The organism is Comamonas sp. 17RB, assembly GCF_030056555.1.
Taxonomy (GTDB): Bacteria; Pseudomonadota; Gammaproteobacteria; order Burkholderiales; family Burkholderiaceae_C; genus Comamonas; species Comamonas terrigena.
Map to the genome: position 1 here is coordinate 601,220 of NZ_JASHHY010000002.1, position 24,451 is coordinate 625,670.

At 66.0% G+C, this 24,451-nt stretch carries 23 protein-coding genes; 3 read left to right on the plus strand and 20 right to left on the minus strand.

All coding sequences use genetic code 11. The features are described 5' to 3' along the window. Positions 1–20: 20 nt before the first annotated feature. Both aroE and mtgA read left to right on the plus strand, forming a co-directional pair. Positions 21–878, plus strand: a complete 858-nt coding sequence (aroE, locus tag QM470_RS05915; protein ID WP_283338530.1) for a shikimate dehydrogenase — start codon at positions 21–23, stop codon at positions 876–878. Between the two features lie 23 nt (positions 879–901). Then, entirely contained in the window at positions 902–1,618 is a 717-nt protein-coding gene (mtgA, locus tag QM470_RS05920) for a monofunctional biosynthetic peptidoglycan transglycosylase (RefSeq protein ID WP_283338531.1), read from the plus strand. Here mtgA and QM470_RS05925 read toward each other — a convergent pair. Beyond that, on the minus strand, positions 1,610–2,419 hold the full coding sequence (locus QM470_RS05925) for a hypothetical protein (protein ID WP_283338532.1): 810 nt from the start codon (positions 2,417–2,419) through the stop codon (positions 1,610–1,612). The genes mtgA and QM470_RS05925 overlap by 9 nt on opposite strands. Before the next feature lie 111 nt (positions 2,420–2,530). Between QM470_RS05925 and ruvC the strand changes: the two genes are divergently transcribed. Beyond that, entirely contained in the window at positions 2,531–3,088 is a 558-nt protein-coding gene (ruvC, locus tag QM470_RS05930; RefSeq protein WP_066537759.1) for a crossover junction endodeoxyribonuclease RuvC, read from the plus strand. Positions 3,089–3,184: 96 nt separating this feature from the next. Here the strand turns inward: ruvC and QM470_RS05935 are convergent, their stop codons facing one another. The 19 genes from QM470_RS05935 to hslU form a co-directional block, all read right to left on the minus strand. Then, the gene (locus QM470_RS05935; RefSeq protein WP_283338533.1) at positions 3,185–3,613 is read right to left on the minus strand and encodes an RcnB family protein; all 429 of its coding nucleotides are present in this window, start codon (positions 3,611–3,613) and stop codon (positions 3,185–3,187) included. 201 nt (positions 3,614–3,814) lie between these two features. Further along, positions 3,815–3,991: a hypothetical protein gene (locus QM470_RS05940; RefSeq protein WP_172591770.1), complete on the minus strand. Its 177-nt coding sequence runs from the start codon at positions 3,989–3,991 to the stop codon at positions 3,815–3,817. Positions 3,992–4,012: 21 nt separating this feature from the next. Continuing rightward, positions 4,013–4,936, minus strand: a complete 924-nt coding sequence (gene lpxC / locus QM470_RS05945; RefSeq protein WP_066537848.1) for a UDP-3-O-acyl-N-acetylglucosamine deacetylase — start codon at positions 4,934–4,936, stop codon at positions 4,013–4,015. A 152-nt stretch (positions 4,937–5,088) separates the two neighbouring features. Continuing rightward, positions 5,089–6,321 carry a cell division protein FtsZ gene (ftsZ, locus tag QM470_RS05950; RefSeq protein WP_280012946.1) on the minus strand — a complete coding sequence of 411 codons (1,233 nt, stop codon included), beginning with the start codon at positions 6,319–6,321 and terminating at the stop codon, positions 5,089–5,091. 124 nt (positions 6,322–6,445) lie between these two features. Then, a complete protein-coding gene (ftsA, locus tag QM470_RS05955; protein ID WP_066537764.1) occupies positions 6,446–7,675 on the minus strand; it encodes a cell division protein FtsA in 1,230 nt (409 codons plus the stop codon). A gap of 1 nt (position 7,676) precedes the next feature. Beyond that, positions 7,677–8,516, minus strand: coding sequence for a cell division protein FtsQ/DivIB (locus QM470_RS05960; protein ID WP_218333530.1), 840 nt, complete (start codon positions 8,514–8,516; stop codon positions 7,677–7,679). Then, positions 8,516–9,499: a D-alanine--D-alanine ligase gene (locus QM470_RS05965; RefSeq protein WP_280012945.1), complete on the minus strand. Its 984-nt coding sequence runs from the start codon at positions 9,497–9,499 to the stop codon at positions 8,516–8,518. The genes QM470_RS05960 and QM470_RS05965 overlap by 1 nt, the downstream gene beginning before the upstream one ends. Beyond that, complete coding sequence (murC, locus tag QM470_RS05970; protein WP_283338534.1) at positions 9,496–10,929, minus strand: UDP-N-acetylmuramate--L-alanine ligase; 1,434 nt, start codon at positions 10,927–10,929, stop codon at positions 9,496–9,498. Before murC ends, QM470_RS05965 begins: the two co-directional genes overlap by 4 nt. Further along, on the minus strand, positions 10,926–11,990 hold the full coding sequence (murG, locus tag QM470_RS05975) for an undecaprenyldiphospho-muramoylpentapeptide beta-N-acetylglucosaminyltransferase (RefSeq protein ID WP_172591769.1): 1,065 nt from the start codon (positions 11,988–11,990) through the stop codon (positions 10,926–10,928). Before murG ends, murC begins: the two co-directional genes overlap by 4 nt. Beyond that, on the minus strand, positions 11,987–13,252 hold the full coding sequence (gene ftsW, locus QM470_RS05980; protein ID WP_066537851.1) for a putative lipid II flippase FtsW: 1,266 nt from the start codon (positions 13,250–13,252) through the stop codon (positions 11,987–11,989). The genes murG and ftsW overlap by 4 nt, the downstream gene beginning before the upstream one ends. Before the next feature lie 5 nt (positions 13,253–13,257). Beyond that, positions 13,258–15,252 (minus strand): UDP-N-acetylmuramoyl-L-alanine--D-glutamate ligase, encoded by a 1,995-nt coding sequence (murD, locus tag QM470_RS05985; RefSeq protein WP_283338535.1) that lies wholly within the window; start codon positions 15,250–15,252, stop codon positions 13,258–13,260. 5 nt (positions 15,253–15,257) lie between these two features. Beyond that, entirely contained in the window at positions 15,258–16,436 is a 1,179-nt protein-coding gene (gene mraY / locus QM470_RS05990; RefSeq protein WP_066537782.1) for a phospho-N-acetylmuramoyl-pentapeptide-transferase, read from the minus strand. After that, positions 16,427–17,821: a UDP-N-acetylmuramoyl-tripeptide--D-alanyl-D-alanine ligase gene (locus QM470_RS05995; RefSeq protein ID WP_283338536.1), complete on the minus strand. Its 1,395-nt coding sequence runs from the start codon at positions 17,819–17,821 to the stop codon at positions 16,427–16,429. The genes mraY and QM470_RS05995 overlap by 10 nt, the downstream gene beginning before the upstream one ends. Further along, complete coding sequence (locus QM470_RS06000) at positions 17,821–19,317, minus strand: UDP-N-acetylmuramoyl-L-alanyl-D-glutamate--2,6-diaminopimelate ligase (protein WP_283338537.1); 1,497 nt, start codon at positions 19,315–19,317, stop codon at positions 17,821–17,823. Before QM470_RS06000 ends, QM470_RS05995 begins: the two co-directional genes overlap by 1 nt. After that, the gene (locus QM470_RS06005) at positions 19,314–21,056 is read right to left on the minus strand and encodes a peptidoglycan D,D-transpeptidase FtsI family protein (protein WP_066537859.1); all 1,743 of its coding nucleotides are present in this window, start codon (positions 21,054–21,056) and stop codon (positions 19,314–19,316) included. The genes QM470_RS06000 and QM470_RS06005 overlap by 4 nt, the downstream gene beginning before the upstream one ends. A gap of 2 nt (positions 21,057–21,058) precedes the next feature. Continuing rightward, positions 21,059–21,340 carry a cell division protein FtsL gene (gene ftsL / locus QM470_RS06010; protein ID WP_280012936.1) on the minus strand — a complete coding sequence of 94 codons (282 nt, stop codon included), beginning with the start codon at positions 21,338–21,340 and terminating at the stop codon, positions 21,059–21,061. Positions 21,341–21,395: 55 nt separating this feature from the next. Continuing rightward, positions 21,396–22,325, minus strand: coding sequence for a 16S rRNA (cytosine(1402)-N(4))-methyltransferase RsmH (rsmH, locus tag QM470_RS06015; protein WP_066537793.1), 930 nt, complete (start codon positions 22,323–22,325; stop codon positions 21,396–21,398). A 12-nt stretch (positions 22,326–22,337) separates the two neighbouring features. Further along, entirely contained in the window at positions 22,338–22,766 is a 429-nt protein-coding gene (gene mraZ / locus QM470_RS06020; protein WP_066537794.1) for a division/cell wall cluster transcriptional repressor MraZ, read from the minus strand. A 320-nt stretch (positions 22,767–23,086) separates the two neighbouring features. After that, positions 23,087–24,406 (minus strand): ATP-dependent protease ATPase subunit HslU, encoded by a 1,320-nt coding sequence (hslU, locus tag QM470_RS06025; RefSeq protein WP_280012935.1) that lies wholly within the window; start codon positions 24,404–24,406, stop codon positions 23,087–23,089. Positions 24,407–24,451 lie beyond the last annotated feature (45 nt).

The window sequence follows — 24,451 nt, forward strand, 5'->3', positions numbered from 1 at the left end:
CCCTTGGCCAGCGCCTACCCATGACTGCTGCTCCTGATTCCTATTGCGTAATGGGCAACCCCGTGGCCCACAGCCGCTCGCCCTGGATCCACGCCCGCTTCGCCGCGCTGACCGACCAGGCGCTGCAGTACGACCGCTGCCTGGCACCACTGGACGGCTTTGCCACGGCACTGGCGGGCTTCGCCGCCGCCGGCGGCCAGGGCTGCAACATCACCGTGCCTTTCAAGCTGGAAGCGGCCCAGGCAGCTACCGGGCACAGCCCGCGCGTGGCGCTGGCCGGTGCGGCCAACACCCTGGCCCGGCAGGCCGATGGCAGCTGGTATGCCGACAACACCGACGGCCTGGGCCTGGTGGCCGACATCACCCGCAATGCCGGCGTGGCACTGGCCGGCAAGGACATTCTGCTGATCGGGGCCGGTGGCGCCGCGGCCGGCGTGCTCGGCCCGCTGCTGGAGCAGTCGCCCCGCCGCATCGTGGTCTGCAACCGCACAGCGGCCAAGGCCGAAACGCTGGTCGCCCAGCATGCGGAACTGGCAGCACGCCAGAACGTGGTGCTGCAGGCACAAGCGCAGCAGGCGCTGGACGGTGACTTTGACGTGGTCATCAATGGCACGGCCGCCAGCCTGCAAGGTGCTGGCGTTCCGGTGCCGGCCACGGTGCTGCGTCCCGGCAGCCTGGCCTACGACATGATGTACGGCCCCGCCGCCGCCGCGTTCCTGGACTGGGCCGCGCTGCATGGCGCCACGGGCCGCGACGGCCTGGGCATGCTGGTGGAGCAGGCCGCGGAATCCTTCGCGCTGTGGCGCGGTGTGCGTCCGCCTTCGGCCCAGGTGCTGGCCGAACTGCGCGCCCTGCTGGCCAGCGAAGCCGCCCACTGAGCCAGGGCCGGCGGAGTCTGCGCATGAAGGCATTCGAACGTTGGCTGGGCCTGGTGCTGCTGGCGGCAGTGGGACTGCAGCTGTTCTTTGTGCTGCGCATCGGGCTGATGGTGGTGGTGGCGCCCGAATCCACCACCTTCCAGCGCTCGGAAATGTGGCAGCAGTGGAAAGACGGTGCCGAGCGTCCCTGGCAGCAGCGCTGGGTGGACTATGCCCAGATCTCGGACCACCTCAAGCGCGCCGTGCTGACCTCGGAAGACGACCAATTCGTGGAACACGGCGGCGTGCGCTGGGATGCCATCGAACGCGCCATGGAGCGCAACGCCAAGGAGGAACACCGCGCGGCGCGCAAGCAGTCCACCCGGCCTGCGCGCCTGTTTGGCGGCTCCACCATCACCCAGCAGCTGGCCAAGAACCTGCTGCTGTCCGGCGAGCGCAATATGCTGCGCAAAGGCCAGGAACTGGTGCTGGCCCATCTGCTGGAGTTGCTGCTGAGCAAGCAGCGCATTCTGGAGATCTACCTCAACAGCGTGGAATGGGGCAACGGCATCTTTGGCGCCGAGGCCGCAGCCCGGCATTACTTCGGCAAGAGCGCCGCCGGGCTGTCCCCTGCCGAAGCCGCCCGCCTGGCGGTGATGCTGCCCAACCCGCGCCACTTTGAGGCTAACCCGCGCTCGCCCTACCTGAACCAGCGCAGCAGCGCCATCCAGCGCCGCATGGCGGCCACGCCGCTACCGTAAGGGCGCCATCCCGTCCATTTCACCGTACAGGAACAGCAGCTGCAGCGCGGTCAGCGTCTCCTCATGCAGGCGCTTCAGCGCCGCATCGCGGGCCGGCACGATGATGGCGTGGCCGCGCGCATCCAGTGCGAACGGACTGCCCAGCAGGTCCGCCATGTCGATGGTGTAGTAGGACCGGTCGCCATAGGGGCGCTTGCCGTCGATGAAGGGCATGGGCCACAGCGGCTCGGCCTCGGTGCTCTCGGCCAGCACCTCTTCCAGGCTGCGCCCCGTCAGTTCCTGCCAGATGGCGCCGCGCAGCAGCGTCAGATGTTCTGCACGCAGCTGGAACTGGCCCTGCTGCACCCCGGGCAGCTGCGCCTGCAGCTCGGCAGGCACCGCATAGCGCCCCGGCGCCAGGTGGGCCCGCTCCACAAAGGGGTACACCCAGCGCGCCACCTCCACCAGCCTCCGCATGGCCAGGGCGGCATCGTCGGTCGCCAGCAACCGCCGCGCCACCTGCACGCTGGACACACTGGAATCTGCCCCCCGCAGCGGCTGCCGCGGGTCCACGCCCGGCGCCCCGGACTCCACCGGCAGCCACCAGACCTGCAAGCCGCGCACCAAGGCCAGGTGCTCGGGCGTGAAAGGCGGCAGGGCTTCGGTGCTGAAGACCTGCTGCACGACGTCCGCTTGGCGCTCAGCGGGCGTGGTGGCCAGCACCGCGATGCGCCAGCCCAGGAACAGCAGCACGGCGGCACCCAGCCCCCACACTCCGCGCCACAAGGCGCGCAACAGACGTCGATGGACAGGCAGGGACATGGGCACACACAACGGGCAAGCAAGCAGGACGCGCAGTGTATCCCGGGCATGGGGCACAATCGCCGGGCGGCGCGGTGTGCGTCGACTCCTCTTTGTTCACAGCACTTTTTCATGCGCATTCTCGGTATCGACCCCGGCCTGCAAACCACCGGCTTCGGCGTGGTGGACCGCGAAGGCCAGCAGCTGCGCTATGTGGCCTGCGGCACCATCCGCACCACGCGCACGCCCGGGGTGGAACTGGGCGATCTGCCGGCGCGGCTGAAAATCCTGTACGAAGGCATTGGCGAGGTCATCACCCGCTACCAGCCGGCCACCGCGTCCGTCGAAATCGTCTTCGTCAACGTCAACCCCCAGTCCACGCTGCTGCTGGGGCAGGCCCGCGGGGCGGCGATTGCGGCCCTGGTGATGCATGGGCTGCCGGTGGCCGAATACACTGCACTGCAGATGAAGAAAGCCATCACCGGCCACGGCCGTGCAGCCAAGGACCAGGTGCAGGAGATGGTCAAACGCATGCTCCAACTGCCCGGTCTGCCCGGCCCCGATGCGGCCGATGCCCTGGGCCTGGCCATCACCCATGCCCATGCCGGCCATGTGATGGACCGACTGGCGCAGGAGACCACCTTGCAGCGCCGCCAGCATGCGCTGTACAAAGGCGGACGCACCTACTGAGCACCACCCCGGCGGCACCTCTTGCTCCGCTGGCGGAATGCCACCATGCAAAAAGGCACCCCGCAGGGTGCCTTTGTTGCTGATGGGCGCACGGACTCAGTAGCGCACGCCGCTCAGGATCAGCTGGGTGATCACGCCCGTGGCAATCGCCACCAGCATGTAGTCGCCGCCGTACTGCACCCAGTGGTAGCCGCGGGGCGGCGCACTCAGGTGGTGGCCGCGCCAGTCCTGCACCACATACTGCGGACCCCGGTATTGCGGAGGCACGCGGTGGCCCTTGACCCAGCGGTGGTCCGGGCCGGCGCCCCGGCGGAAATCGCGGTCATCACGGCGGTCATCGCGGCGGTGGTCACGGTCCCAGTCGCGGCGGTCATTGCGGCGGTCATCGTGCTTGTAAGGACCCTGTCCCTGGGAATGCGAAGGCGGACCGCGGCGGTCGTCATTGCGGTGAGGCTGGGCCTGTGCGACAGCCGACATACCCATGCCAAGGGCCAGGGCGGCTGCCAGTGCAGACATTTTTTTCATCGGACACTCCTTTCCTGGGGTGAGAAGGGCCGGCCAAGGACCGGCATGTACACCATCATGCACCGATTGCAGCGGTGCGGGAACGCTGCAGCGCCGGTTTTACCGCAGCTTTGCGGCGAGGTGACAGTGCTTTGCAAACCGTAAATTGCGTGACAGAAAGTCGGTGGAACGCAGCATGCGCGGCCCCATGAAGCCACGCCGTCAGACGATACGCCCGAAGATCAGCACCGCAAAAAAGGCCAGTGCAGCCACCACGGTCCACTTCAGCACCAGCAGCCCCCAGCGCTTGTACCGCGCCTGCCCGGTTCCCAGGTAGAACACAAAGCACAGGGCCGAGCCCAGCAGCAGCACAGAGGCCAGCCAGCGAAAGATCAGCATCTGCAGCCGCCCGGAACCGGCTTACCAGGCCTGGGCGAGCTGGGCAAAGCCCGCCGGTGCCTTGCGGTCGCTGTCAAAGCTGACCACTTCCCAGGCCGAGGGGTCGGCCATCAGCGCACGCAGCAGCTGGTTGTTCATGCCGTGGCCCGAACGAAACGCGCTGTAGGCCGCCAGCAGCGGCTTGCCCACTGCGTACAGATCGCCCATGGCATCCAGGATCTTGTGCTTGGCGAACTCGTCGTCATAGCGCAGGCCGTCGCTGTTCAGGACCTTGTAGTCGTCCATGACGATGGCATTGTCCAGCCCGCCGCCCAGCGCCAGGCCGTTGTTGCGCAGCATTTCCACATCCTTGGTGAAACCGAAGGTGCGGGCCCGGGCGATGTCGCGCGGGTAGTTGCCGGCGCCCAGGTCGAACTCCACCGACTGGCCGGTGGAATCCACGGCCGGGTGGGCGAAGTCGATGTCAAAACGCAGCTTGAAGCCATGGTAGGGCTCGAAACGGGCCCATTTCAGGTTGGCGCCCTCGCCTTCGCGCACTTCCACCGGCTTGGTCACCCGGATGAAGCGGCGGGGGGCATTCTGGGTTTCGATGCCCGCGCTTTGCAGCAGAAACACAAAGGACGACGAAGAGCCATCCAGGATGGGCACTTCCTCGGCCGTGATGTCGATATACAGGTTGTCGATGCCCAGGCCGCACAGGGCGGACATCAGGTGTTCGATGGTGTGCACCTTGGCACTGCCCGTGGCAATGGTGGTGGCCATGCGCGTATCGGCCACCGACATGGCATTGACGGGAATGTCCACCGGCTCCGGCAAATCCACACGCCGGAAGACGATGCCGGTATCGGGCTGCGCCGGGCGCAAGGTCATCTCGACCCGCTGGCCGCTGTGCAGACCCATGCCCACGGCACGGGTGATGGTCTTGAGGGTGCGTTGCTGAAGCATGGTGTCAATTTTACCGATCTGCGGCATTTTCCTGCCGGGCACGGTCATGGGAAATCCCAATAGCTGCGATTGCTGCAGTGCCATTGCCGGGCAAAAAAATGGGCCCGAGCGCTTGCGCGCTGCGGGCCTGCTGGTGGTTTTACGGGAAACCGTCAGTCAGCCTGCTTGCGCAGGAAAGCCGGGATCTCCAGATCGTCCATGCCGCCGGAGGACAGCGCGTCCACACGGGCTGCGGCCTGGGTGCGGTTGGTACGCCACACGCTGGGCACGTTCATGCCGCCGTAGTCGGCCTGGCCCACTGCACCGATGGAAGGAGCGGCGCCGGTCACTGCGGCACCCATGGAAGCCGTGGGCATGGCGTACATGCCGTCGGTACCGGTGCGCAGACCGCCCTGCACCACCGACATCGGCTGGCGGCGGGCGTTCTGGCGGGCCAGACCGGTGGCCACCACGGTCACGCGGATGTCATCACCCAGCGAGTCGTCGTAGGCCGCGCCGTAGATCACGTGCGCATCGGGCGAAGCGTAGGCGTTGATGGTGGACATGGCCAGACGCGATTCCGACAGCTTCAGGCTGCCCTTGGCGGCGGTCACCAGCACCAGCACACCGCGGGCGCCCGACAGGTCGATGCCTTCCAGCAGCGGGCAGGCCACCGCCTGTTCGGCCGCAATGCGGGCGCGGTCCGGACCGGATGCGCGGGCCGTGCCCATCATGGCCTTGCCGGGCTCGCCCATCACGGTGCGCACGTCTTCAAAGTCGACGTTCACATGGCCGTATTCGTTGATGATTTCGGCAATGCCGCCCACCGCATTCTTCAGCACGTCGTTGGCGTGGGCGAAGGCTTCGTCCTGGGAGATATCGTCACCCAGCACTTCCAGCAGCTTCTCGTTCAGCACCACGATCAGCGAGTCGACGTTGGCTTCCAGCTCGGACAGGCCACCATCGGCGTTGGACATGCGGCGGCTGCCTTCCCAGTCGAAGGGCTTGGTCACCACGCCCACCGTCAGGATGCCCATTTCCTTGGCCACACGGGCAATCACCGGTGCAGCGCCGGTGCCGGTGCCGCCACCCATGCCGGCCGTGATGAACAGCATGTGGGCGCCATCGATGGCAGCGCGGATGTCTTCGACCGCCACTTCAGCGGCATCACGGCCCTTGTCGGGCTTGCTGCCGGCACCCAGACCGCTCTGGCCCAGCTGGATGGTGCGGTGTGCATTGCTGCGGATCAGTGCCTGGGCGTCCGTGTTGGCGCAGACAAACTCCACACCCTGCACATTGCAGGCAATCATGTGCTCCACGGCATTGCTGCCACCGCCGCCCACGCCGATCACCTTGATTCGTGTGCCCTGGTTGAATTCTTCGGCTTCGATCATTTCGATGGTCATGTTGGTGCTCCTGAAATTTCTACGTAATTGGTCACTGCTGCTGTCGTTTTGGCTGTTCTTCGGTATCGCTGATAGCGAAAATCCGTGGGAGGCCCCGTGATGCGCAAACGTCGAGAGCACATAGTTAGAAGTTTCCCACAATGAAGTCTTTGAATCGCCCAAAAGCGGTCTTCACCGACCCACTCTTTTGTGCCACCTTGAAACCGCGCATACGCGCCATGCGAGCCTCCTCTAACAATCCCATCACCGTGGCCGAGCGCGGTTGCGCCACCATGTCGGCCAAGGCGCTGGCGTACTGAGGTACTCCGCGGCGCACGGGTTTGAGGAAAATGTCTTCGCCCAGCTCCACCATGCCGGGCATCACGGCGCTGCCGCCTGTGAGCACGATGCCGGAGGACAGGACTTCTTCGTAACCGGACTCGCGGATGACCTGGTGCACCAGCGAGAAGATTTCTTCCACACGCGGCTCGATCACGCCGGCCAGCGCCTGCTTGCTGATCATGCGGGGGCTGCGATCGCCCAGGCCCGGCACTTCGACCTGGCTGTCCGGGTCGGCCAGCATCTGCTTGGCGTAACCGCTTTCGACCTTGATGTCTTCCGCGTCCTTGGTGGGGGTGCGCAGCGCCATGGCGATGTCGCTGGTGATCAGGTCGCCGGCGATCGGGATCACGGCCGTGTGGCGGATCGCACCGCCGGTGAAGATGGCGACGTCGGTGGTGCCGGCGCCAATGTCCACCAGGGCCACGCCCAGTTCGCGCTCGTCATCGGTCAGCACGGCCTGGCTGGCGGCCAGCGGGTTCAGCAGCAGCTGCTCCACTTCCAGACCGCAGCGGCGCACGCACTTGATGATGTTCTCGGCCGCGCTCTGTGCGCCGGTCACGATGTGCACCTTGGCTTCCAGGCGGATGCCGCTCATGCCGATCGGCTCTTTCACATCCTGGCCGTCGATCACGAATTCCTGCGGTTCCACCAGCAGCAGACGCTGGTCGGATGAGATGCTGACGGCCTTGGCGGTCTCGATCACGCGTGCCACATCGGCCTGGGTGACTTCCTTGTCCTTGATGGCCACCATGCCGCTCTGGTTCAGGCCGCGGATATGGCTGCCGGTGATGCCGGTGTGCACGCGCTGGATCTTGCAGTCGGCCATCAGCTCGGCTTCCTTCAGCGCCTGCTGGATGCTTTGCACCGTGGCGTCGATGTTCACCACCACGCCGCGCTTGAGGCCGTTGCTGGGTGCCACACCCAGCCCCGCCAGCTTGAGTTCTCCGCCAGGCATGACTTCGGCGACAACGGCCATGACCTTGGCGGTACCAATGTCCAGTCCCACGACCACGTCTTTGTATTCTCTTGCCATATCAGTTCCTGCCCTCGGTTGTTCGGGTTTTCTTCTTTTCTCTCGCTGCGGCATCCCGGCTCAGCTGCAAGGCCCGTTCGCGCGACACGGTGGTCACGCCCTTGAGGCGCAGCGCATAGCCATCGGGATAGCGCAAATCTGCATATTCCAGTGCATCGGCACGGCGCTGGTACTGGCCGGTGACCTGGCCCAGCGTGCGCACGAAACGCTGGGCACGCTGCAGCACCTGTTCGGGGGAGCCGTTGCCCAGCTCGATCACCGCGTCGTTGTCCAGGCGCGCCACCCAGCTGCCGCGGTCACGCAGCGTCAGGGCGTCCACTTCCACCTGCAGCGGCTCGAAGGCCGGCTCCAGCGCGTAGAACATGGCCAGCACCTGGGATGCCGAGCCTTCCGGGCCCTGCAGGCGGGGCAGGCCTTCGCGCTCCACCTCGCCCACATTGGCCTCGAACACCTCGCCCATGGCATTGACCATGGAGGTGCCGTTCTCCGGCCCCCAGTACGCCTGGGCCACATGCTCCTTCAGGATCACGCGCAGGCTGTTGGGGAACTCGCGGCGCACTTCGGCGGTGCGCACCCATGGCACCAGCTCGAACGCCTTGCGTGCGCCGGCCAGGTCCACGGTAAAGAAATTGCCGGTCAGGCTGGGGGCCACATTGGCCCGCAGCGTCACCGCGTTGTTGTGCACCAGCTCGCCTTCGACCACGATGCGCGCGATCGAGAACGCCGGATGGCGCACTGCCCACCAGCCCAGCACCGCCACCAGCAGGACGGCACAGCCCGCGAACAGGACCGACGCGGTCGCGTTCATCAGGCGGACGTCCAGGGGCAGTGCGTGGCGCATCAGGCACTCCCTTCCACGGCGTGTGCGTCGCCATCCAGCGAGGCCGTCGCCAGAATGCGCAGGCACAGCGCTTCGTACGAGATGCCCTTGGCACGTGCAGCCATGGGCACCAGCGAATGGCCGGTCATTCCCGGCGAGGTGTTGATTTCCAGCAGGAAGGGCTTGCGGTCGCTGGCGCGGATCATGATGTCGGCGCGCGACCAGCCGCGGCAGCCCAGCGTGCGGAATGCCTGCTCGACGATGCGCTGGATCTCGGCCTCTTCCTCGGCCGGCAGGCCGCTCGGGCAGTGGTACTGCGTGACGTCGGTGAAGTACTTGTTCTGGTAGTCGTAGTTGCCGTCCGGCGCGACGATGCGGATCACGGGCAGGGCCTGTGCGCCCCGGCCTTCACCCAGCACGGCGCAGGTGGTTTCGTCCCCGGAGATGAACTGCTCGCACAGCACTTCTTCGTCGTACTTGGCAGCCAGGGCATAGGCCGCTTCGCACTGGCTGGCGTCCTCCACCTTGGTCAGCCCCATGCTGGAGCCGTCGCGTGCCGGCTTGACGATCATGGGCGCACCCAGCGCCGCGAATGCCGCGCGGGTCTGGTCCGCGCTGGCCACCATGCGCCAATCCGGTGTGGGCAGGCCTTCGAAGCGCCAGATGCGCTTGGTCATGACCTTGTCCATGGCCATGCTGGAAGCCATCACGCCCGGGCCGGTATAGGGAATGCGCAGCAATTCCAGCGCTCCCTGCACCGTGCCGTCTTCGCCGTGGCGGCCATGCAAGGCGATGAAGCAGCGGGCAAAACCCTCTTTCTTCAGCTCACCGAGATCGCGTTCAGCAGGGTCAAATGCATGGGCATCCACCCCCTGCGAACGCAGGGCCTGCAGCACACCGCTGCCGGACATCAGCGAGACTTCGCGCTCGGACGAGCTGCCGCCCATCAAGACGGCGACCTTGCCCAGTGCCTGGACATCTATATCTTGTGCGTGCGTACTCACTGCGCACCTCCCGTTTGCCCAGACCGCTCACTCTTCGATAGCATTTCGACCAATTTCCCCGGGACGGCGCCAATCGAGCCCGCCCCCATGCACAGCACCACATCGCCAGACCGAGCATTGTCCGCAATTGCCTGGGGCATATCAGCGATTTGCTCAACAAAAATTGGTTCCACCCGGCCTGCCACGCGCAATGCACGGGTCAGCGAACGGCCATCGGCCGCCACGATGGGCGCTTCACCAGCGGCATACACCTCGGACAGCAGCACGCTGTCGGCATGGCCGATGACCTGCACGAAATCTTCAAAGCAGTCGCGCGTGCGGGTGTAGCGGTGCGGCTGGAAGGCCAGCACCAGGCGCTGGCCCGGGAAGGCGCCACGGGCGGCGGCCAGCGTGGCCGCCATTTCCACCGGATGGTGGCCGTAGTCGTCGATCACCGTGAACACGCCGCCCTGGGCTGCAGGCAATTCGCCGTAGCGCTGGAAGCGACGGCCCACGCCCTTGAAACCTTCCAGAGCGCGCAGCAATGCGGCGTCGGGAACTTCCAGTTCCATGGCCACGGCCACGGCAGACAGTGCGTTGAGCACGTTGTGCTCGCCCGGCAGGCTCAGCACCACCTCCAGGTCCGGCATGGGCTGGCCGTTGCTGCGGCGCACGGTGAAATGCATCTGACCGGCCACGGCGCGCACATTGACGGCCCGCACCTGGGCATCCTCGGCAAAGCCGTAGGTGGTCACCGGACGGGCCAGCTGGGGCAGTATCTCGCGCACGGCCGGGCTGTCCACGCACAGGATGGCGCGGCCATAGAACGGCATGCGGTGCAGGAAATCCACAAACGCCTGCTTGAGCTTGCCGAAGTCATGGCCGTAGGTTTCCATGTGGTCGGCATCGATGTTCGTGACCACGGCCATCACCGGCAGCAGGTTCAGGAACGACGCATCGGATTCGTCGGCCTCCACCACGATGTAGTCGCCATGGCCCAGCTTGGCATTGGCGCCGGCGCTGTTGAGCTTGCCGCCGATCACGAACGTGGGATCCAGGCCGGCTTCGGCCAGCACGCTGGTCACCAGGCTGGTGGTGGTGGTCTTGCCATGGGCTCCGGCAATGGCGATGCCCTGCTTGAAGCGCATCAGTTCCGCCAGCATCAGCGCACGCGGCACGACGGGAATCTTCTTCTCGCGGGCTGCCACCACTTCGGGGTTGCTGCCCTGCACCGCTGTGGAGGTGACCACCACATCGGCGTGGCCGATATGTTCGGCCGCATGGCCCACAAAGGTGTGGATGCCCAGCGACTGCAGGCGCTGCAGCACGGCCGAGCTCGACAGGTCCGAGCCCGAGACGCGGTAGCCCAGGTTGTGCAGCACCTCGGCGATGCCGCTCATGCCGGCACCGCCGATGCCGACGAAATGGATGTTCTGGATGGCGTGCTTCATGCGGACAACTCCTCGCATGCCGCCACGACCTCGTGGGTAGCCTGAATCTTTTGCATCTTCTTAGCGTCTCTCGCCCGTTCAAGCAGCGTAGAACGCTCCGTATTCTGTAGCATTTCTGCCAATTTTTCAGCCGTCAGCGCCTTTTGCGGGATCAGCCAGCCACCGCCCTGCTCCACCAGGAAGCGGGCATTGGCGGTCTGGTGGTCATCCACCGCATGGGGGAAAGGCACGAACACCGCTGCCGCACCGACGGCAGCGATCTCGGTCACGGTGCTGGCACCGGCACGGCAGACAATCACATCGGCATCGGCAAAGGCCTGGGCCGTGTCGTCAATGAAGGGGGTCAGCTCCGCCTGCACGCCGGCGGCGGCATAGTTGGCCCGCAGCTCGTCGATCTGCTTGGCGCCGCTCTGGTGCAGCACGCTGGGGCGCTGCGCCGCCGGAATCAACGCCAGCGCCTGGGGCACGATGTCGTTCAGCGCCTTGGCGCCCAGGCTGCCGCCGACCACCAGCAGCTTGAGCGGGCCGCTGCGTCCGGCAAAGCGGGCCTCGGGCTCAGGCTGGCGCACAAAGGCTTCGCGCAGCGGATTGCCCACCCAGCGGCCCTTGGCGAACACGTTCGGGAACGCCGTGAACACCCGGTCGGCCACGCTGGCCAGCACCTTGTTGGCGGTCCCTGCCACCGAGTTCTGTTCGTGCAGCACCAGCTTCTTGCCGGCCAGCACACCCATCATCCCGCCAGGGAAGGTGATGTAGCCGCCGAAGCCCACCAGCACATCGGGCTGGACGCGGCGCACCACGCGCCAGGCCTGCCAGAAGGCCTTGAGCAGGCGCAGCGGCAGCAGGGCCAGCGTCACCAGCCCCTTGCCGCGCACGCCGCCGAATTCAATCGTTTCCAGGGCAAAGCCCTGGGGCGGAACCAGACGGGACTCCATGCTGCCGGGCGCACCCAGCCAGTGCACGCGCCAGCCGCGCTCCCGCAAAGCCTGCGCCACGGCCAGGCCCGGGAAGATATGACCTCCCGTTCCGCCCGCCATGACCAGTGCCACTTTCTCTGTCATTTCACTGCTCCCCTGCCCGATGGCATGAGGACCTTGTTCTCGTAATCAATGCGCAGCACCACCGCGATGGCAATCAGGTTCATCAGCACGGCCGATCCGCCGAAGCTCATCAGCGGCAGCGTCAGCCCCTTGGTGGGCAGCGCGCCCAGGTTCACCCCCATGTTGATGAAGGCCTGGAACCCGATCCAGATGGCCACGCCCTGCGCCACCAGCCCGGAAAACACCCGGTCCAGCGCAATCGCCTGGCGGCCGATTTCCATGATGCGGCGCGTCAGCCAGACAAAGGCCACGATCAGCACCAGCAGGCCGACCAGGCCGAACTCTTCGCCGATCACCGACAGCAGAAAGTCGGTGTGCGCTTCCGGCAGCCAGTGCAGCTTTTCCACGCTGCGACCCAGGCCCACGCCGAACAGCTCGCCCCGGCCGATGGCGATCAGCGCATGCGACAGCTGGTAGCCCTTGCCCAGCGCGTGCTTCATGTCCCAGGGGTCCAGGTAGGCAAAAATCCGCTCGCGCCGCCAGTCGGAGAAGGCGATCATGATGACGAAGGCACCGATGACCAGCGCCGCCATCAGGAAGAACATGCGCGCGTTCACACCGCCCAGGAACAGGATGCCCATGGAGATCACCACGATCACCATGAAGGCCCCCATGTCCGGCTCGGCCAGCAGCAGCACGCCGCAGACGAACACGGCCGCCGCCATGGGCAGCACCGCACGGAAGAAGCGCTCCTTCATTTCCATTCGGCGCACCATGTAGTCGGCCGCATAGACCAGCACCGCAAACTTGGCCAGCTCGGAAGGCTGGAAGTTCATGATGCCCAGCGAAATCCAGCGCCGCGCCCCGTTCACCACCACGCCCACATGCGGCACCAGCACGGCCACCAGCAGCAGGATGGAGAGGATGAACAGCTTGCGCGCCATGCGCTCCCAGGTCTTCATCGAGATCTGGAAGGCCAGCAGCGCACCGACAAAGCCGACGCCCAGCGCAATCACATGGCGCAGCACGAAGTGGTAGGGCTCGATCTTGCCGAAACGGGGGTTGTCCGGCATCGCGATCGAGGCCGAATACACCATCACCACGCCCCAGGTCAGCAAGGCGATGACCACCCACACCAGCGCCTGGTCCAGGCCCAGCATCTGCACCGGCCGTGCCGGCGTGGCACGGTATTCCGTGCCGCCCACGCGCACCGGCAGCACATCCACCGGCTTGTCGGACGTGCCGCCAAACCAGTTGGATACGCGTTGGAGCACGCTGGACATGTCCATCATTCGGCTCCTTCCAGCTCGTGTCCGGCATCGTGGGCCAGCTGGCGCACGGACTCGACGAACACCTCGGCACGGTGGGCATAGTCACGGAACATGTCCATGCTGGCGCACGCGGGCGACATCAGCACGGCATCGCCGGCCTGCGCCTGGGCCGTGGCTTGGCGTACGGCGGCTTCCATGCTGTCGGCATCCGACAGCGGCACCCCTTCGCCAGCCAGCGCCGCACGGATCTGCGGCGCATCGCGGCCGATCAGCACCACGGCACGCACATAGCGCGACACCGGCGCTGCCAGCGGCGAGAAATCCTGGCCTTTGCCCAGACCGCCCAGAATCAGCACGATGCGGCGGTCGGCCCCCAGGCCGGTCAGCGCGGCCACCGTGGCGCCCACATTGGTGCCCTTGCTGTCGTCGAAATACTCGATACCGCCCACCATGCCGATGGGCTGGACGCGGTGGGGTTCCCCCCGGTATTCCCGCAGGCCGTAGAGCATCGGGGCCAGCGCACAGCCTGCGGCCTGGGCCAGCGCCAGCGCTGCCAGGGCATTGGTGGCGTTGTGGCGGCCACGGATGCGCAGCGCATCGGCCGGCAGCAGGCGCTGGATAAACAAATCATCCTGCGGATCGCGCGAACGGCGACCGACTTCGTCGGATTCCATGGCCCGCACCAGCCAGGCCATGCCGCCCACCACTTCGATACCGAAGTCACCGGGGCTGCGCGGCATGTCTGCGCCGAACGTGACATGGGCGCGCAGCTGCGGCTTCTGCAGCTTGACCTTGACCGGTGGCGGCAGCATGTCCATCACGGTGCGGTCTTCGCGGTTGAGCACCATCAGTGCCTTGTCGCCAAAGATGCGCGCCTTGGCGGCTGCATAGGCAGGCATGCCGCCATGCCAGTCCAGATGGTCCTGGGTGATGTTCAGCACCGTGGCCGCCGTGGGCTCGAAGCCTTGCACCCCGTCGAGCTGGAAGCTGGACAACTCCAGCACCCAGGCCTGCGGCAGGTCCTGCGCATCGATGCGGGCCGACAGCGTGTCCAGCAGCGAAGGGCCGATGTTGCCGGCCACACCCACCGTCAGGCCGGCATGCTCCAGCAGCTGGCCGGTCAGCGAGGTGACGGTGGTCTTGCCGTTGGTGCCGGTGATGGCCAGCACCTTGGGCGCATAGCCATGGGCCTGGGCCAGACCCTTCAGGGCCATGGCAAACAGATCCAGCTCGCCGCCCACCGGCAGACCGATGGCGCGCGCAGCGTCAAAGACGGCGGCCACGCTCTCGGGGCTCAGGCCCGGGGAGCGGTAGACCGCGGTCAGGTTCTGGCCGTCCACCAAAGCAGCCGTGAAGTCACCGGCCACAAAGCGCACGCCGGGCAGCTCGGTCTGCAGGGTGGGCAGATGGGGCGGGGCTGCACGCGTGTCGGCCACCGTCACCTCGGCACCGGCACGTGTGCACCAGCGCGCCATGGCGATGCCCGAAATGCCCAGCCCCAGCACCAGCACGCGCTGGCCCTGCAGGTGCTGCGCCTGGCCCTGCGGCCACAGCGCCGGCACCGGGGGCAGCTCCACCACGGGCTCCTGCTCGGCGGCCTGCACCGCCGTGACCTCGCTGTCGGCCGCATCGGAGATGCTCGGGTCGGCAAAGATCTGGGCCACGAAGGCCGCCGCATCCTTGGCGGCGCTCAGCGTGGAAATATCCGGCACCGGCTCCACCACGGGCGGCGCGGCAGGCACCTCGACCGCATCCAGCGCGGGGGCGATTTCCTCCGCTGCACCGGTGGCGGACACGGCGGCAACGAGTTCGGACGCGGCTTCGGAGCCTGCCACATCAACTACAGCTTCAGCGCCAGCGCCCAATGTATCGGTGTCCGTGTCCGCCACCGTCGCCACGGCCACGTCGGCAGCAACTGTGTCCGCCGGGTTCACCGGCACGGGCAGGCGCTCCCCTTCCAGCGCCTCGGGCGTGGGAGGCGTGACGGGTGGCTGGAGGTCGTGGTCTGCCATGGCTGTCACCTCAGCTTCAGCGTGGACAGGCCGATCAGGCACAGCAGCATGGTGATGATCCAGAAACGGATCACCACCTGCGTCTCTTTCCAGCCACTCTTTTCAAAGTGGTGGTGCAAGGGGGCCATCTTCAGCAGACGGCGGCCTTCGCCATAGCGCTTCTTGGTGTACTTGAAGTACGTCACCTGCAGCATCACCGACACGGCCTCGGCCACGAAAATGCCGCCCATGATGGCCAGCACGATTTCCTGGCGCACGATCACCGCAATGGTGCCCAGGGCTGCGCCCAGGGCCAGCGCCCCCACATCGCCCATGAAGATCTGGGCCGGGTGGGCGTTGAACCACAGAAAGGCCAGGCCCGCACCCGCCATGGCGCCGCAGAAGATCATCAGCTCGCCGGTACCGGGAATGCTGGGGAAATGCAGGTACTTGGCATAGCTGGCGTTGCCGGTCACATAGGCAAAAATGCCCAGCGCCGTGCCCACCATGATCACCGGCATGATGGCCAGGCCATCCAGGCCATCGGTGAGGTTGACCGCATTGCTGGCGCCCACGATGACCAGATAGGTCATCACCACAAAGCCCAGCACGCCCAGGGGATAGCTGATTTCCTTGAAGAAAGGCACTTGCAGACCGGCCTTGGGCGGCAGGTCCAGCGAGAAGCCGGATTGCACCCAGGTGATGAACAGCTCCAGCACGCGGCCGTTGGAGTTCTCGGAAATGCTGAACACCAGGTACAGCGCGGCCACCAGACCGATGACCGACTGCCAGAAATACTTTTCGCCCGAACGCATGCCTTCGGGGTCTTTGTTGACCACCTTGCGCCAGTCATCCACCCAGCCGATGGCACCAAAGCCCAAGGTCACCAGCAGCACGATCCAGACAAAGCGGTTCGACAGGTCGAACCACAGCAGGGTGGAGACCGAAATCGCAAACAGGATCAGCACCCCCCCCATGGTGGGCGTACCGTTCTTGACCAGATGGGTCTGCATGGCATAGCCACGCACCGGCTGGCCCACCTTCAGGGCCGTGAGCATGCGGATGGCCTTGGGGCCGATCCACAGACCGATCAGCAGCGCCGTCAGCGCCGCCATCACCGCACGGAACGTGATGTACTGCACCACGCGCAAAAACGTCAGGTCCGGAAACAGATCCTGCAACCACTGGGCGAGTATCAGCAGCATGCTGCGCCCCCTTCCTGGGCAGACTCCAGCGCCTGCACCACCTCTTCCATCTTCATGCTTCGCGAACCCTTGACCAGCACGCTGCCCGCCTGGGGCAGCAATGCCAGGACTGCTTCATTCAATGCAGCCTTGTCTGAAAAATGACGGCCCGTGTCACCACAGGCCTGCACGGCGTGCTGCATCAGCGCACCGTATGCCAACACATGCTCGATACCGGCCGCATGCGCAGCCGCACCGATCTCGGCATGGAACTGCGGGCCTTGCGTACCCACTTCACCCATGTCGCCCAGCACCAGCACACGCGGCGCCGGCAATTCGGCCAGTACCGCAATCGCGGCCTGCATCGAATCGGGGTTGGCATTGTAGGTATCGTCCACCAAAGCCACGCTGCGGCCATGGACCTGCAAGGCGGCCGAACGCGAGCGTCCCTTCACCGGGCGGAAGGCATTCAGCCCTTCCCCGATGGCCTGCAGAGGCACCCCCGCGGCCAGTGCACAGGCGGCGGCGGCCTGGGCATTGCGCACGTTGTGGCGCCCGGCAATGTGCAGCTGGCATGCCACGGCACCTGCCGGTGTCTGCAACTGGACCTGCCATGCGCCACCTTGCCACTGCGCGGTGGTGCAGCGCACATCGGCACCTTCGCCACCAAAGGTCAGCTGCCGGCGGTTCCCCGCCAGCGCGCGCCACAGCGCGGTGAATTCTTCGTCCGCCGGGAACACCGCCACACCGTCCGCCGGAAGGAAGGCAAACACGCTGCCGTTCTCTTCGGCCACCGCCTGCACGGTGTGCATGAATTCCTGGTGCTCGCGCTGGGCGTTGTTCACCAAGGCCACCGTGGGCTGGGCAATGCGCGCCAGCTCGGCAATCTCGCCAGGGTGGTTCATGCCCAGTTCCACCACGCCCAGACGGTGCTGCGCCTGCAGACGCAGCAGGGTCAGCGGCACGCCGATGGCATTGTTGAAGTTACCCTGTGTGGCAAAAGCGGCCTCGCCGGCAGCGGCACGCAGGATGCTGGCCACCATCTGGGTGACCGTGGTCTTGCCGTTGCTGCCCGTGATGGCCACCAGCGGCAGACCGAACTGCGCCCGCCAGCCGGCCGCAAGGTCGCCCAGCGCCAGGGTGCTGTCGGCCACTTCGATACCGGCCAGCCCGGCGGCCTCCAGGCCGCGGTGGGCCACAACGGCCACGGCGCCGGCGGCCCGGGCCTGCGGCAGAAAATCGTTGGCGTCCATGCGCTCGCCTTTGAGCGCCACAAACAGGTCACCGGCCTGCAGCTGGCGCGTGTCGGTGCACACGCGCTGCAGGGGCGTGGCGCCATCGCCCACCAGCCGCGCTGCGGGCTGGGAGCGCTGGATCCAAACCAGTGCCTGTTGCAATGTCATCATCACTTTGCTTGTCCTTCGCGGGCCGCCAGCGCACGCTGCGCCTCGGCCATGTCCGAGAACGGGCGCTTCACGCCCATCACTTCCTGGTAATCCTCATGGCCCTTGCCGGCCAGCAGCACCACGTCCTGGGGCGCCGCCTGGGCAATGGCCTGGGCAATGGCCGCGGCCCGGTCCACCTGGACCAGGGCACCGGGCTGCATGCCCGCCACAATCTGCTGCACGATGGCCTCGGGCACTTCGCCGCGCGGGTTGTCGCTGGTCACCAGCACCTGGTCGGCCCGGCGCTGGGCGGCCTGCCCCATCAACGGGCGCTTGCTGGCATCCCGGTTGCCGCCGCAGCCGAACACGCACCACAGCCGGCCGCCACGCTCCTGCGCCACCGGCTGCAAGGCGGTCAAGGCCTGCTCCAGCGCATCGGGGGTGTGGGCATAGTCCACGGCCACCAGCGGCTGACCGGGCTGGGCAATCTGCTGCATGCGGCCGGGCACCGGCTCCAGGTGCGCGCAGGCCTGCACGGCCTGCGCCAGCGGCATGCCCAGGCTGCGCAACGTGGCGATCACGCCCAGCAGGTTGCTGATGTTGTAGTGGCCCACCACCCGGGTCTGCAGCGGCACCGCGGCATCGCCTTCGACCACGGTGAAGCGCAGCCCTTCGCTGCCGTGACCGATGTCCCGCGCCCACAGGCGTGCGGGCTGGCGGATGGACAGCGTCCAGACCTCCAAGCCTTCTTGTGTCTGCAGCTGCTGCGCCAGGGTAGCGCCATGGGCATCGTCGATATTGACCACGGCGGTCTGCAAGCCGTTCCAGCGGAACAGACGGGCCTTGGCGGCCCAGTAGGCCTCCATGCTGCCGTGGTAGTCCAGGTGGTCCTGGGTGAAATTGGTGAAGACCGCGCAGCGGATGCGTGTGCCATCCAGGCGGTGCTCTTCGATGCCGATGGACGATGCCTCGATCGCACAGGCGGCCAGACCCTGGTCCACATAGCCGCGGAACGCCTCTTGCAGGCAGACCGGGTCGGGGGTGGTCATGCCGGTGCTGACCAGCGCCGGCGGCACGCCAATGCCCAGCGTGCCGACCAGGGCGCAGCCGGTGCGCTGGTGCAGCGGCCAGGCCGAGAGTGCATGGGCCAGCCACCAGGCGGTGGAGGTCTTGCCATTGGTACCGGTCACGGCCAGCACGGTCAGCGCGTCCGAGGGACGGTCAAACCACAGGTCGGCAATGTCGCCCGTGGCCGCCTTCAGACCGGAAAAGGCCGCGACCGCCTCCCCTTGCAGCTCAAAGGCGTCGGCGCCCTCCAGCTCCACCAGGCAGGCTGCAGCGCCGCGCTCCAGGGCCGATGCCACATAGGCCCGGCCATCGGTCACGCCGCCGGGCCAGGCGATAAAGCCGTCCCCGGGCTGCACCTGGCGGCTGTCGGTGCGCAAGGCCCCGGTCACGCGGCTGCGCAGCCAGCGCACGGCATCCTGCGGTGTGGCGAGTGTGTGCAGCGTGCTCACAGCGACTCCTCCACCGGGTTGGCCACAATCTGGGGCTGCACGGCCATATCGGGGTGCACGCCCATCAGGCGCAGCGTCTGCTGCACCACATCGCTAAATACCGGGGCCGCCACCGTGCCACCGTAGTAGGTGCCATTCATGGGCTCGTCCACCATCACGGAAACAATCACACGCGGGCTCTCGATCGGCGCCATGCCGGCAAACCAGGCGCGGTACTTGCCCGCGGCATAGCCCTTGCCTTCCTGCTTGCGCGCCGTACCCGACTTGCCGCCCACCGAATAGCCCACGGTCTGGGCACGCTGACCGGTGCCCCCGGGGCCGGCGGCCAGCGCCAGCATCTTGCGCACGGAACTCGCCGTGCGCTCCGAAAAAATAGGAACGCCCACAGGGGGGCGATCGATCTTGAGCATGCTGGCCGGTATCACCTTGCCGTCATTCGAGAACACCGTATAGGCCCGGGTGATCTGCAGCAGACTGGCTGAAAGCCCGTAGCCGTAGGACATGGTGGCCTGCTCCACCGGCCGCCAGGTCTTGTACGGTCGCAAGCGCCCGCTCTGGGCGCCCGGGAAGGAAATCTGCGGCTTCTGGCCGAAGCCCAGCGCCGAATAGGTCTCCCACATCTCCTGGGCCGTGAGCTGCTGGGAAATCTTGGTCGTGCCCACGTTGCTGGACTTCTGGATCACCCCCTCCACCGTCAGCACCCCGTAGTTGTGGGTGTCGGAGATGGTCGAGCCGGTCACGTTGATGCGGCCGGGCGTGGTGTCCACGATGGTGCTGGGCTTGAACTTGCCGCTTTGCAGCGCCACGCCCACGGTGATGGGCTTCATGGTCGAGCCCGGCTCGAACACGTCGGTGATGGCGCGGTTGCGCAGCTGCTCGCCCGTCAGGCGCTTGCGGTTGCCCGGGTCGTAGCTGGGGTAGTTGGCCAGCGCCAGCAGCTCGCCGGTCTTGGCGTCCATCACCACCACCGTGCCGGCCTTGGCCTTGTGGGCGATGACCTGGTCACGCAGCTTCTGGTAGGCGTAGAACTGGATCTTGCTGTCGATGGACAGCTGAATCTCCCGACCGTCCATGGGCGGAATTTCCTCGCCCAGGCCTTCGACCACGCGGCCGAAACGGTCCTTGATCACCCGGCGCGAACCCGGCTTGCCCGCCAGATCCTTGTCGAAAGCCAGCTCCATGCCCTCCTGGCCATGGTCTTCCACATTGGTAAAGCCCACGATGTGGGCTGCCGACTCGCCTTCGGGGTACTCGCGCTTGTATTCCTTGGTCTGGTAGATGCCCTTGATCCCCAGCGCCTTGATCTGCTGGCCGACTTCCCAGTCCAGCTGGCGCTTGAGCCAGACAAAGCTCTTGTCGTTGTCCAGCTTGCTCTTGATGGCCGCCAGCGGCATGTCCATCAGCCGGGCCAGCTGGGGCAGCTTGGCGCGCACTTCGGCGCTGTCCAGCTCTATATCTTCGGGAATGGCCCAGATGCTGGCTGCCGGCACGCTGGACGCCAGGATCAGGCCATTGCGGTCCAGAATGCGGCCGCGGTTGGCCGGCAGCTCCAGCGTGCGGGCGTAACGCACCTCACCCTGGCGCTGGAAAAATTCGTTGCCGAACACCTGCACATAGGCGGCACGCACGCCCAGGCCGGTGAAGCCCAGCACCATCAAGCCCATGATGAACTTGCTGCGCCACTTGGGCGTCTTGCTCGCCAGCAGCGGGCTGGAGGTGTAGGTGACGCTGCGGTGCACGCTCATTGCGCACCTCCGGCAGCCGCCTTGTCTTCCACATACTGGGTGATGGCCGGTGTGGCGCTCTGCATGCTCTGCGCCACCGCCAGGCGTTCGATGCGCAGCGGCGTGGCCTGGGCACGCTTTTCCACCTGCAGGCGCTGGTACTCGGTCGTCAGCTCGCGCGCGTCATGCTGCGCCCGTTCACGCTCGGTGAACAGGCGGCGTGCCTCGTACTGCGTGTGCACCAGAAACAGTGCACTCGCCACCACGGCCGCCAGCAGGAGGATGTTCAGGCGCAGCATGCTTCCTCCCGCTGCCAGGCAGCCAGGTGGGTGGAAGCAGTGCGCAGCGGCCAGATCATGCAGGCACCTCGGTGCGCTCGGCCACGCGCATCACGGCGCTGCGCGAACGCGGATTGCCCTCGATTTCCTGCGCGCTGGGCTTGATGCGTTCCAGCGCCTTCAGGCGCATGGGCTGGGGCGCCGCAAACGGCGCCCGGCGGTCATACACCTCTTTGGAATGCTGGGCGATGAACTGCTTGACGATGCGGTCTTCCAGCGAGTGGAAGCTGATCACGGCCAGGCGGCCACCCGGCTGCAGCACCTTCAGCGCGGCGGCCAGCGCCTGCTGCAGCTCTTCGAGCTCGGCATTGATGAAAATCCGAAAAGCCTGAAAGGTCCGCGTGGCAGGGTTCTGGCCTGCCTCCCGTGTGCGGACCGCACCAGCCACGATGCTGGCCAGCTCGGCAGTAGTGGTGAGTGGGCCTTTTTCTGTGCGCCGAGCAACAATCGCCTTTGCAATGGGCCCAGCAAACCGTTCTTCGCCATAGTCACGTATCACCTCCGCGATCTGGTGCACCTCCGCATCGGCCAGCCAGTCGGCCACGCTCTGGCCACGGGTGGTGTCCATGCGCATGTCCAGAGGGCCGTCGAAACGGAAGCTGAAACCCCGCTCGGGGCTGTCGATCTGGGGCGAACTCACGCCCAGGTCCATCAGCACGCCGGCACAGCTGCCTGCGGGCAATTCGTCCAGATGGCGGAAGCCTTCGTGGCGGATGGAAAAACGCGGGTCCGTGATGCGTGCCGCTTCGGCAATCGCTTCCGGGTCTTTATCGAAAGCGACCAGGCGGCCATCCGGCCCCAGTCGCTGCAAAATCTTGCGGGAATGGCCGCCACGGCCAAAAGTCGCATCCACCCACTGACCGGCGGGCGAAGGCCCGGCCGCACCCAGCAGGGCGTCCACGGCTTCGTCCAACAGGACGGTGATGTGTTGGAGGGGCTGGTTCAACGCTCGCCCTTTTCAAAAAGCAAAATCCTGGAAAACGTTCGGCATGTCGGCCTGCATGGCCTCTGCCTCCTGTGCTTCGTAAGTGGCGCGGTCCCACAGCTCAAAGTGGTTGCCCATGCCCAGCAACACCACCTCTTTGCTCAGGCCCACGGCCTGGCGCAGCTCGGGTGCCACCAGCACGCGGCCGGTGCCATCCATGTCCACATCCTGGGCGTTGCCCAGAAAGATGCGCTTCCACCACTGCGCGGACATGGGTAGCTCTGCGATGCGTTCGCGGAACTTCAGCCATTCAGGACGGGGAAACAACATGAGGCAGCCGTGGGGATGCTTGGTGATGGTGATCTGGCCTTCGGCCATGGCCAGGAGGGCGTCACGATGCCGGGTCGGCACTGAAAGCCGCCCCTTCGCATCCAGACTCAGCGAAGACGCCCCTTGAAACACGGTTGTTGACCCCGGCTAGGTTGAACCTTGCGACCTCTGCGCCTGGGCTGCAGAGGCAACTTTCACCACTTAATTGCACTTTTTTGCACTGTAGCAGCAAATCCGGTTCTTGCCTCGACGCCTGTCACAAACATTTGCAATGAAATCAACAACTTAGGATGAAGATTTCTATAGCAGATACACAAAAGTCCTTTGTCTACAAGAACTTAGGCGGTAGTGCACAGACAAAGCTTGAGCTCGGGAATTAATTGCATTTCGCAAACAAAACGCCCCTGCCGTCGCAAGGACCGCAGGGGGCGTGGCGTGCAATCGGGGTCAGATCACAGGATGAAGCGCGACAAATCCTCGTCCTGGCTGAGCATCTGGAGCCGCTCATCGACATAGGCAGCGTCGATGGTGATGGTCTGGCCCGCCAGCTTGGCGGCGTCAAAGCTCACCTCGTCCAGCAGGCGCTCCATGACCGTGGACAGGCGCCGGGCCCCGATGTTCTCGGTGCGCTCGTTCACCTGGAAGGCCGTGTGGGCCAGGCGGGTGATGCCTTCGGGGGTGAACGCCAGTGTCACCCCTTCGGTGGCCAGCAGCGCCTGGTACTGCTTGACCAGCGAGGCATGGGTCTGCGTGAGGATGGCTTCGAAGTCCTGCACCGACAGCGACGCCAGCTCCACCCGGATGGGGAAGCGCCCCTGCAGCTCCGGAATCAGATCGCTGGGTTTGGACAGGTGAAACGCACCCGAGGCGATGAACAGAATATGGTCGGTCTTGACCATGCCGTACTTGGTGGACACCGTGGTGCCTTCCACCAGCGGCAGCAGATCGCGCTGCACGCCCTGGCGCGACACGTCGGAGCCGCTGGTTTCCTGGCGCGTGGCCACCTTGTCGATCTCGTCGATGAAGACAATGCCGTTCTGTTCGGCATTGGCAATGGCGCGGGTCTTGATGTCGTCCTCGTTGACCAGCTTGGCCGCTTCCTCATCGGTCAGCAGCTTCAAGGCCTCCTGGATGGGCAGCTTGCGCGTCTTGCGCTTTTCCTGGCCCATCTGGCTGAACATGCCGCGCAGCTGCTCGGTCATCTCCTCCATGCCCTGGGGACCCATGATTTCCAGCGCCGGACGGGCTTCGGCCAGATCGATCTCGATCTCCTTGTCGTCCAGCTCGCCCTGGCGCAGCTTCTTGCGGAACACCTGGCGCGTGGCACTGTCGGCCGGCACGGCATCGTGCGTGCGGGCCTGGGGCAGCAGCACATCCAGAATGCGCTCTTCGGCGGCATCTTCGGCGCGCACGCGCAACTTCTTGATCTCGGCTTCGCGCGTCTGCTTGACGGCGATTTCGGCCAGGTCGCGGATGATGGCATCCACGTCCTTGCCCACATAGCCGACTTCGGTGAACTTGGTGGCTTCCACCTTGATGAAAGGCGCATCGGCCAGCTTGGCCAGGCGGCGCGCGATCTCGGTCTTGCCCACGCCGGTGGGGCCGATCATCAGGATGTTCTTGGGTGTGATTTCCTGGCGCAGGCCATCGGGCACCTGCTGGCGGCGCCAGCGGTTGCGCAGCGCAATGGCCACGGCGCGCTTGGCGCTGGGCTGGCCGACGATGTGGTGGTCCAGCTCGGAGACGATTTCCTGCGGGGTCATGGACGACATGGCTTTATGACTCAAATGGGCATCCTGTGCGGCAAGCGCGAGCAC

Excerpts from the sequence above, each read along its gene's own strand:
- aroE (WP_283338530.1), top strand. The coding sequence starts at position 21 with ATGACTGCTGCTCCTGATTCCTATTGCGTAATGGGCAACCCCGTGGCC.
- mtgA (WP_283338531.1), top strand. The coding sequence starts at position 902 with ATGAAGGCATTCGAACGTTGGCTGGGCCTGGTGCTGCTGGCGGCAGTG.
- QM470_RS05925 (WP_283338532.1), bottom strand. The coding sequence starts at position 2,419 with ATGTCCCTGCCTGTCCATCGACGTCTGTTGCGCGCCTTGTGGCGCGGA.
- ruvC (WP_066537759.1), top strand. The coding sequence starts at position 2,531 with ATGCGCATTCTCGGTATCGACCCCGGCCTGCAAACCACCGGCTTCGGC.
- QM470_RS05935 (WP_283338533.1), bottom strand. The coding sequence starts at position 3,613 with ATGAAAAAAATGTCTGCACTGGCAGCCGCCCTGGCCCTTGGCATGGGT.
- QM470_RS05940 (WP_172591770.1), bottom strand. The coding sequence starts at position 3,991 with ATGCTGATCTTTCGCTGGCTGGCCTCTGTGCTGCTGCTGGGCTCGGCC.
- lpxC (WP_066537848.1), bottom strand. The coding sequence starts at position 4,936 with ATGCTTCAGCAACGCACCCTCAAGACCATCACCCGTGCCGTGGGCATG.
- ftsZ (WP_280012946.1), bottom strand. The coding sequence starts at position 6,321 with ATGACCATCGAAATGATCGAAGCCGAAGAATTCAACCAGGGCACACGA.
- ftsA (WP_066537764.1), bottom strand. The coding sequence starts at position 7,675 with ATGGCAAGAGAATACAAAGACGTGGTCGTGGGACTGGACATTGGTACC.
- QM470_RS05960 (WP_218333530.1), bottom strand. The coding sequence starts at position 8,516 with ATGCGCCACGCACTGCCCCTGGACGTCCGCCTGATGAACGCGACCGCG.
- murC (WP_283338534.1), bottom strand. The coding sequence starts at position 10,929 with ATGAAGCACGCCATCCAGAACATCCATTTCGTCGGCATCGGCGGTGCC.
- murG (WP_172591769.1), bottom strand. The coding sequence starts at position 11,990 with ATGACAGAGAAAGTGGCACTGGTCATGGCGGGCGGAACGGGAGGTCAT.
- ftsW (WP_066537851.1), bottom strand. The coding sequence starts at position 13,252 with ATGTCCAGCGTGCTCCAACGCGTATCCAACTGGTTTGGCGGCACGTCC.
- murD (WP_283338535.1), bottom strand. The coding sequence starts at position 15,252 with ATGGCAGACCACGACCTCCAGCCACCCGTCACGCCTCCCACGCCCGAG.
- mraY (WP_066537782.1), bottom strand. The coding sequence starts at position 16,436 with ATGCTGCTGATACTCGCCCAGTGGTTGCAGGATCTGTTTCCGGACCTG.
- QM470_RS05995 (WP_283338536.1), bottom strand. The coding sequence starts at position 17,821 with ATGATGACATTGCAACAGGCACTGGTTTGGATCCAGCGCTCCCAGCCC.
- ftsL (WP_280012936.1), bottom strand. The coding sequence starts at position 21,340 with ATGCTGCGCCTGAACATCCTCCTGCTGGCGGCCGTGGTGGCGAGTGCA.
- hslU (WP_280012935.1), bottom strand. The coding sequence starts at position 24,406 with ATGTCGTCCATGACCCCGCAGGAAATCGTCTCCGAGCTGGACCACCAC.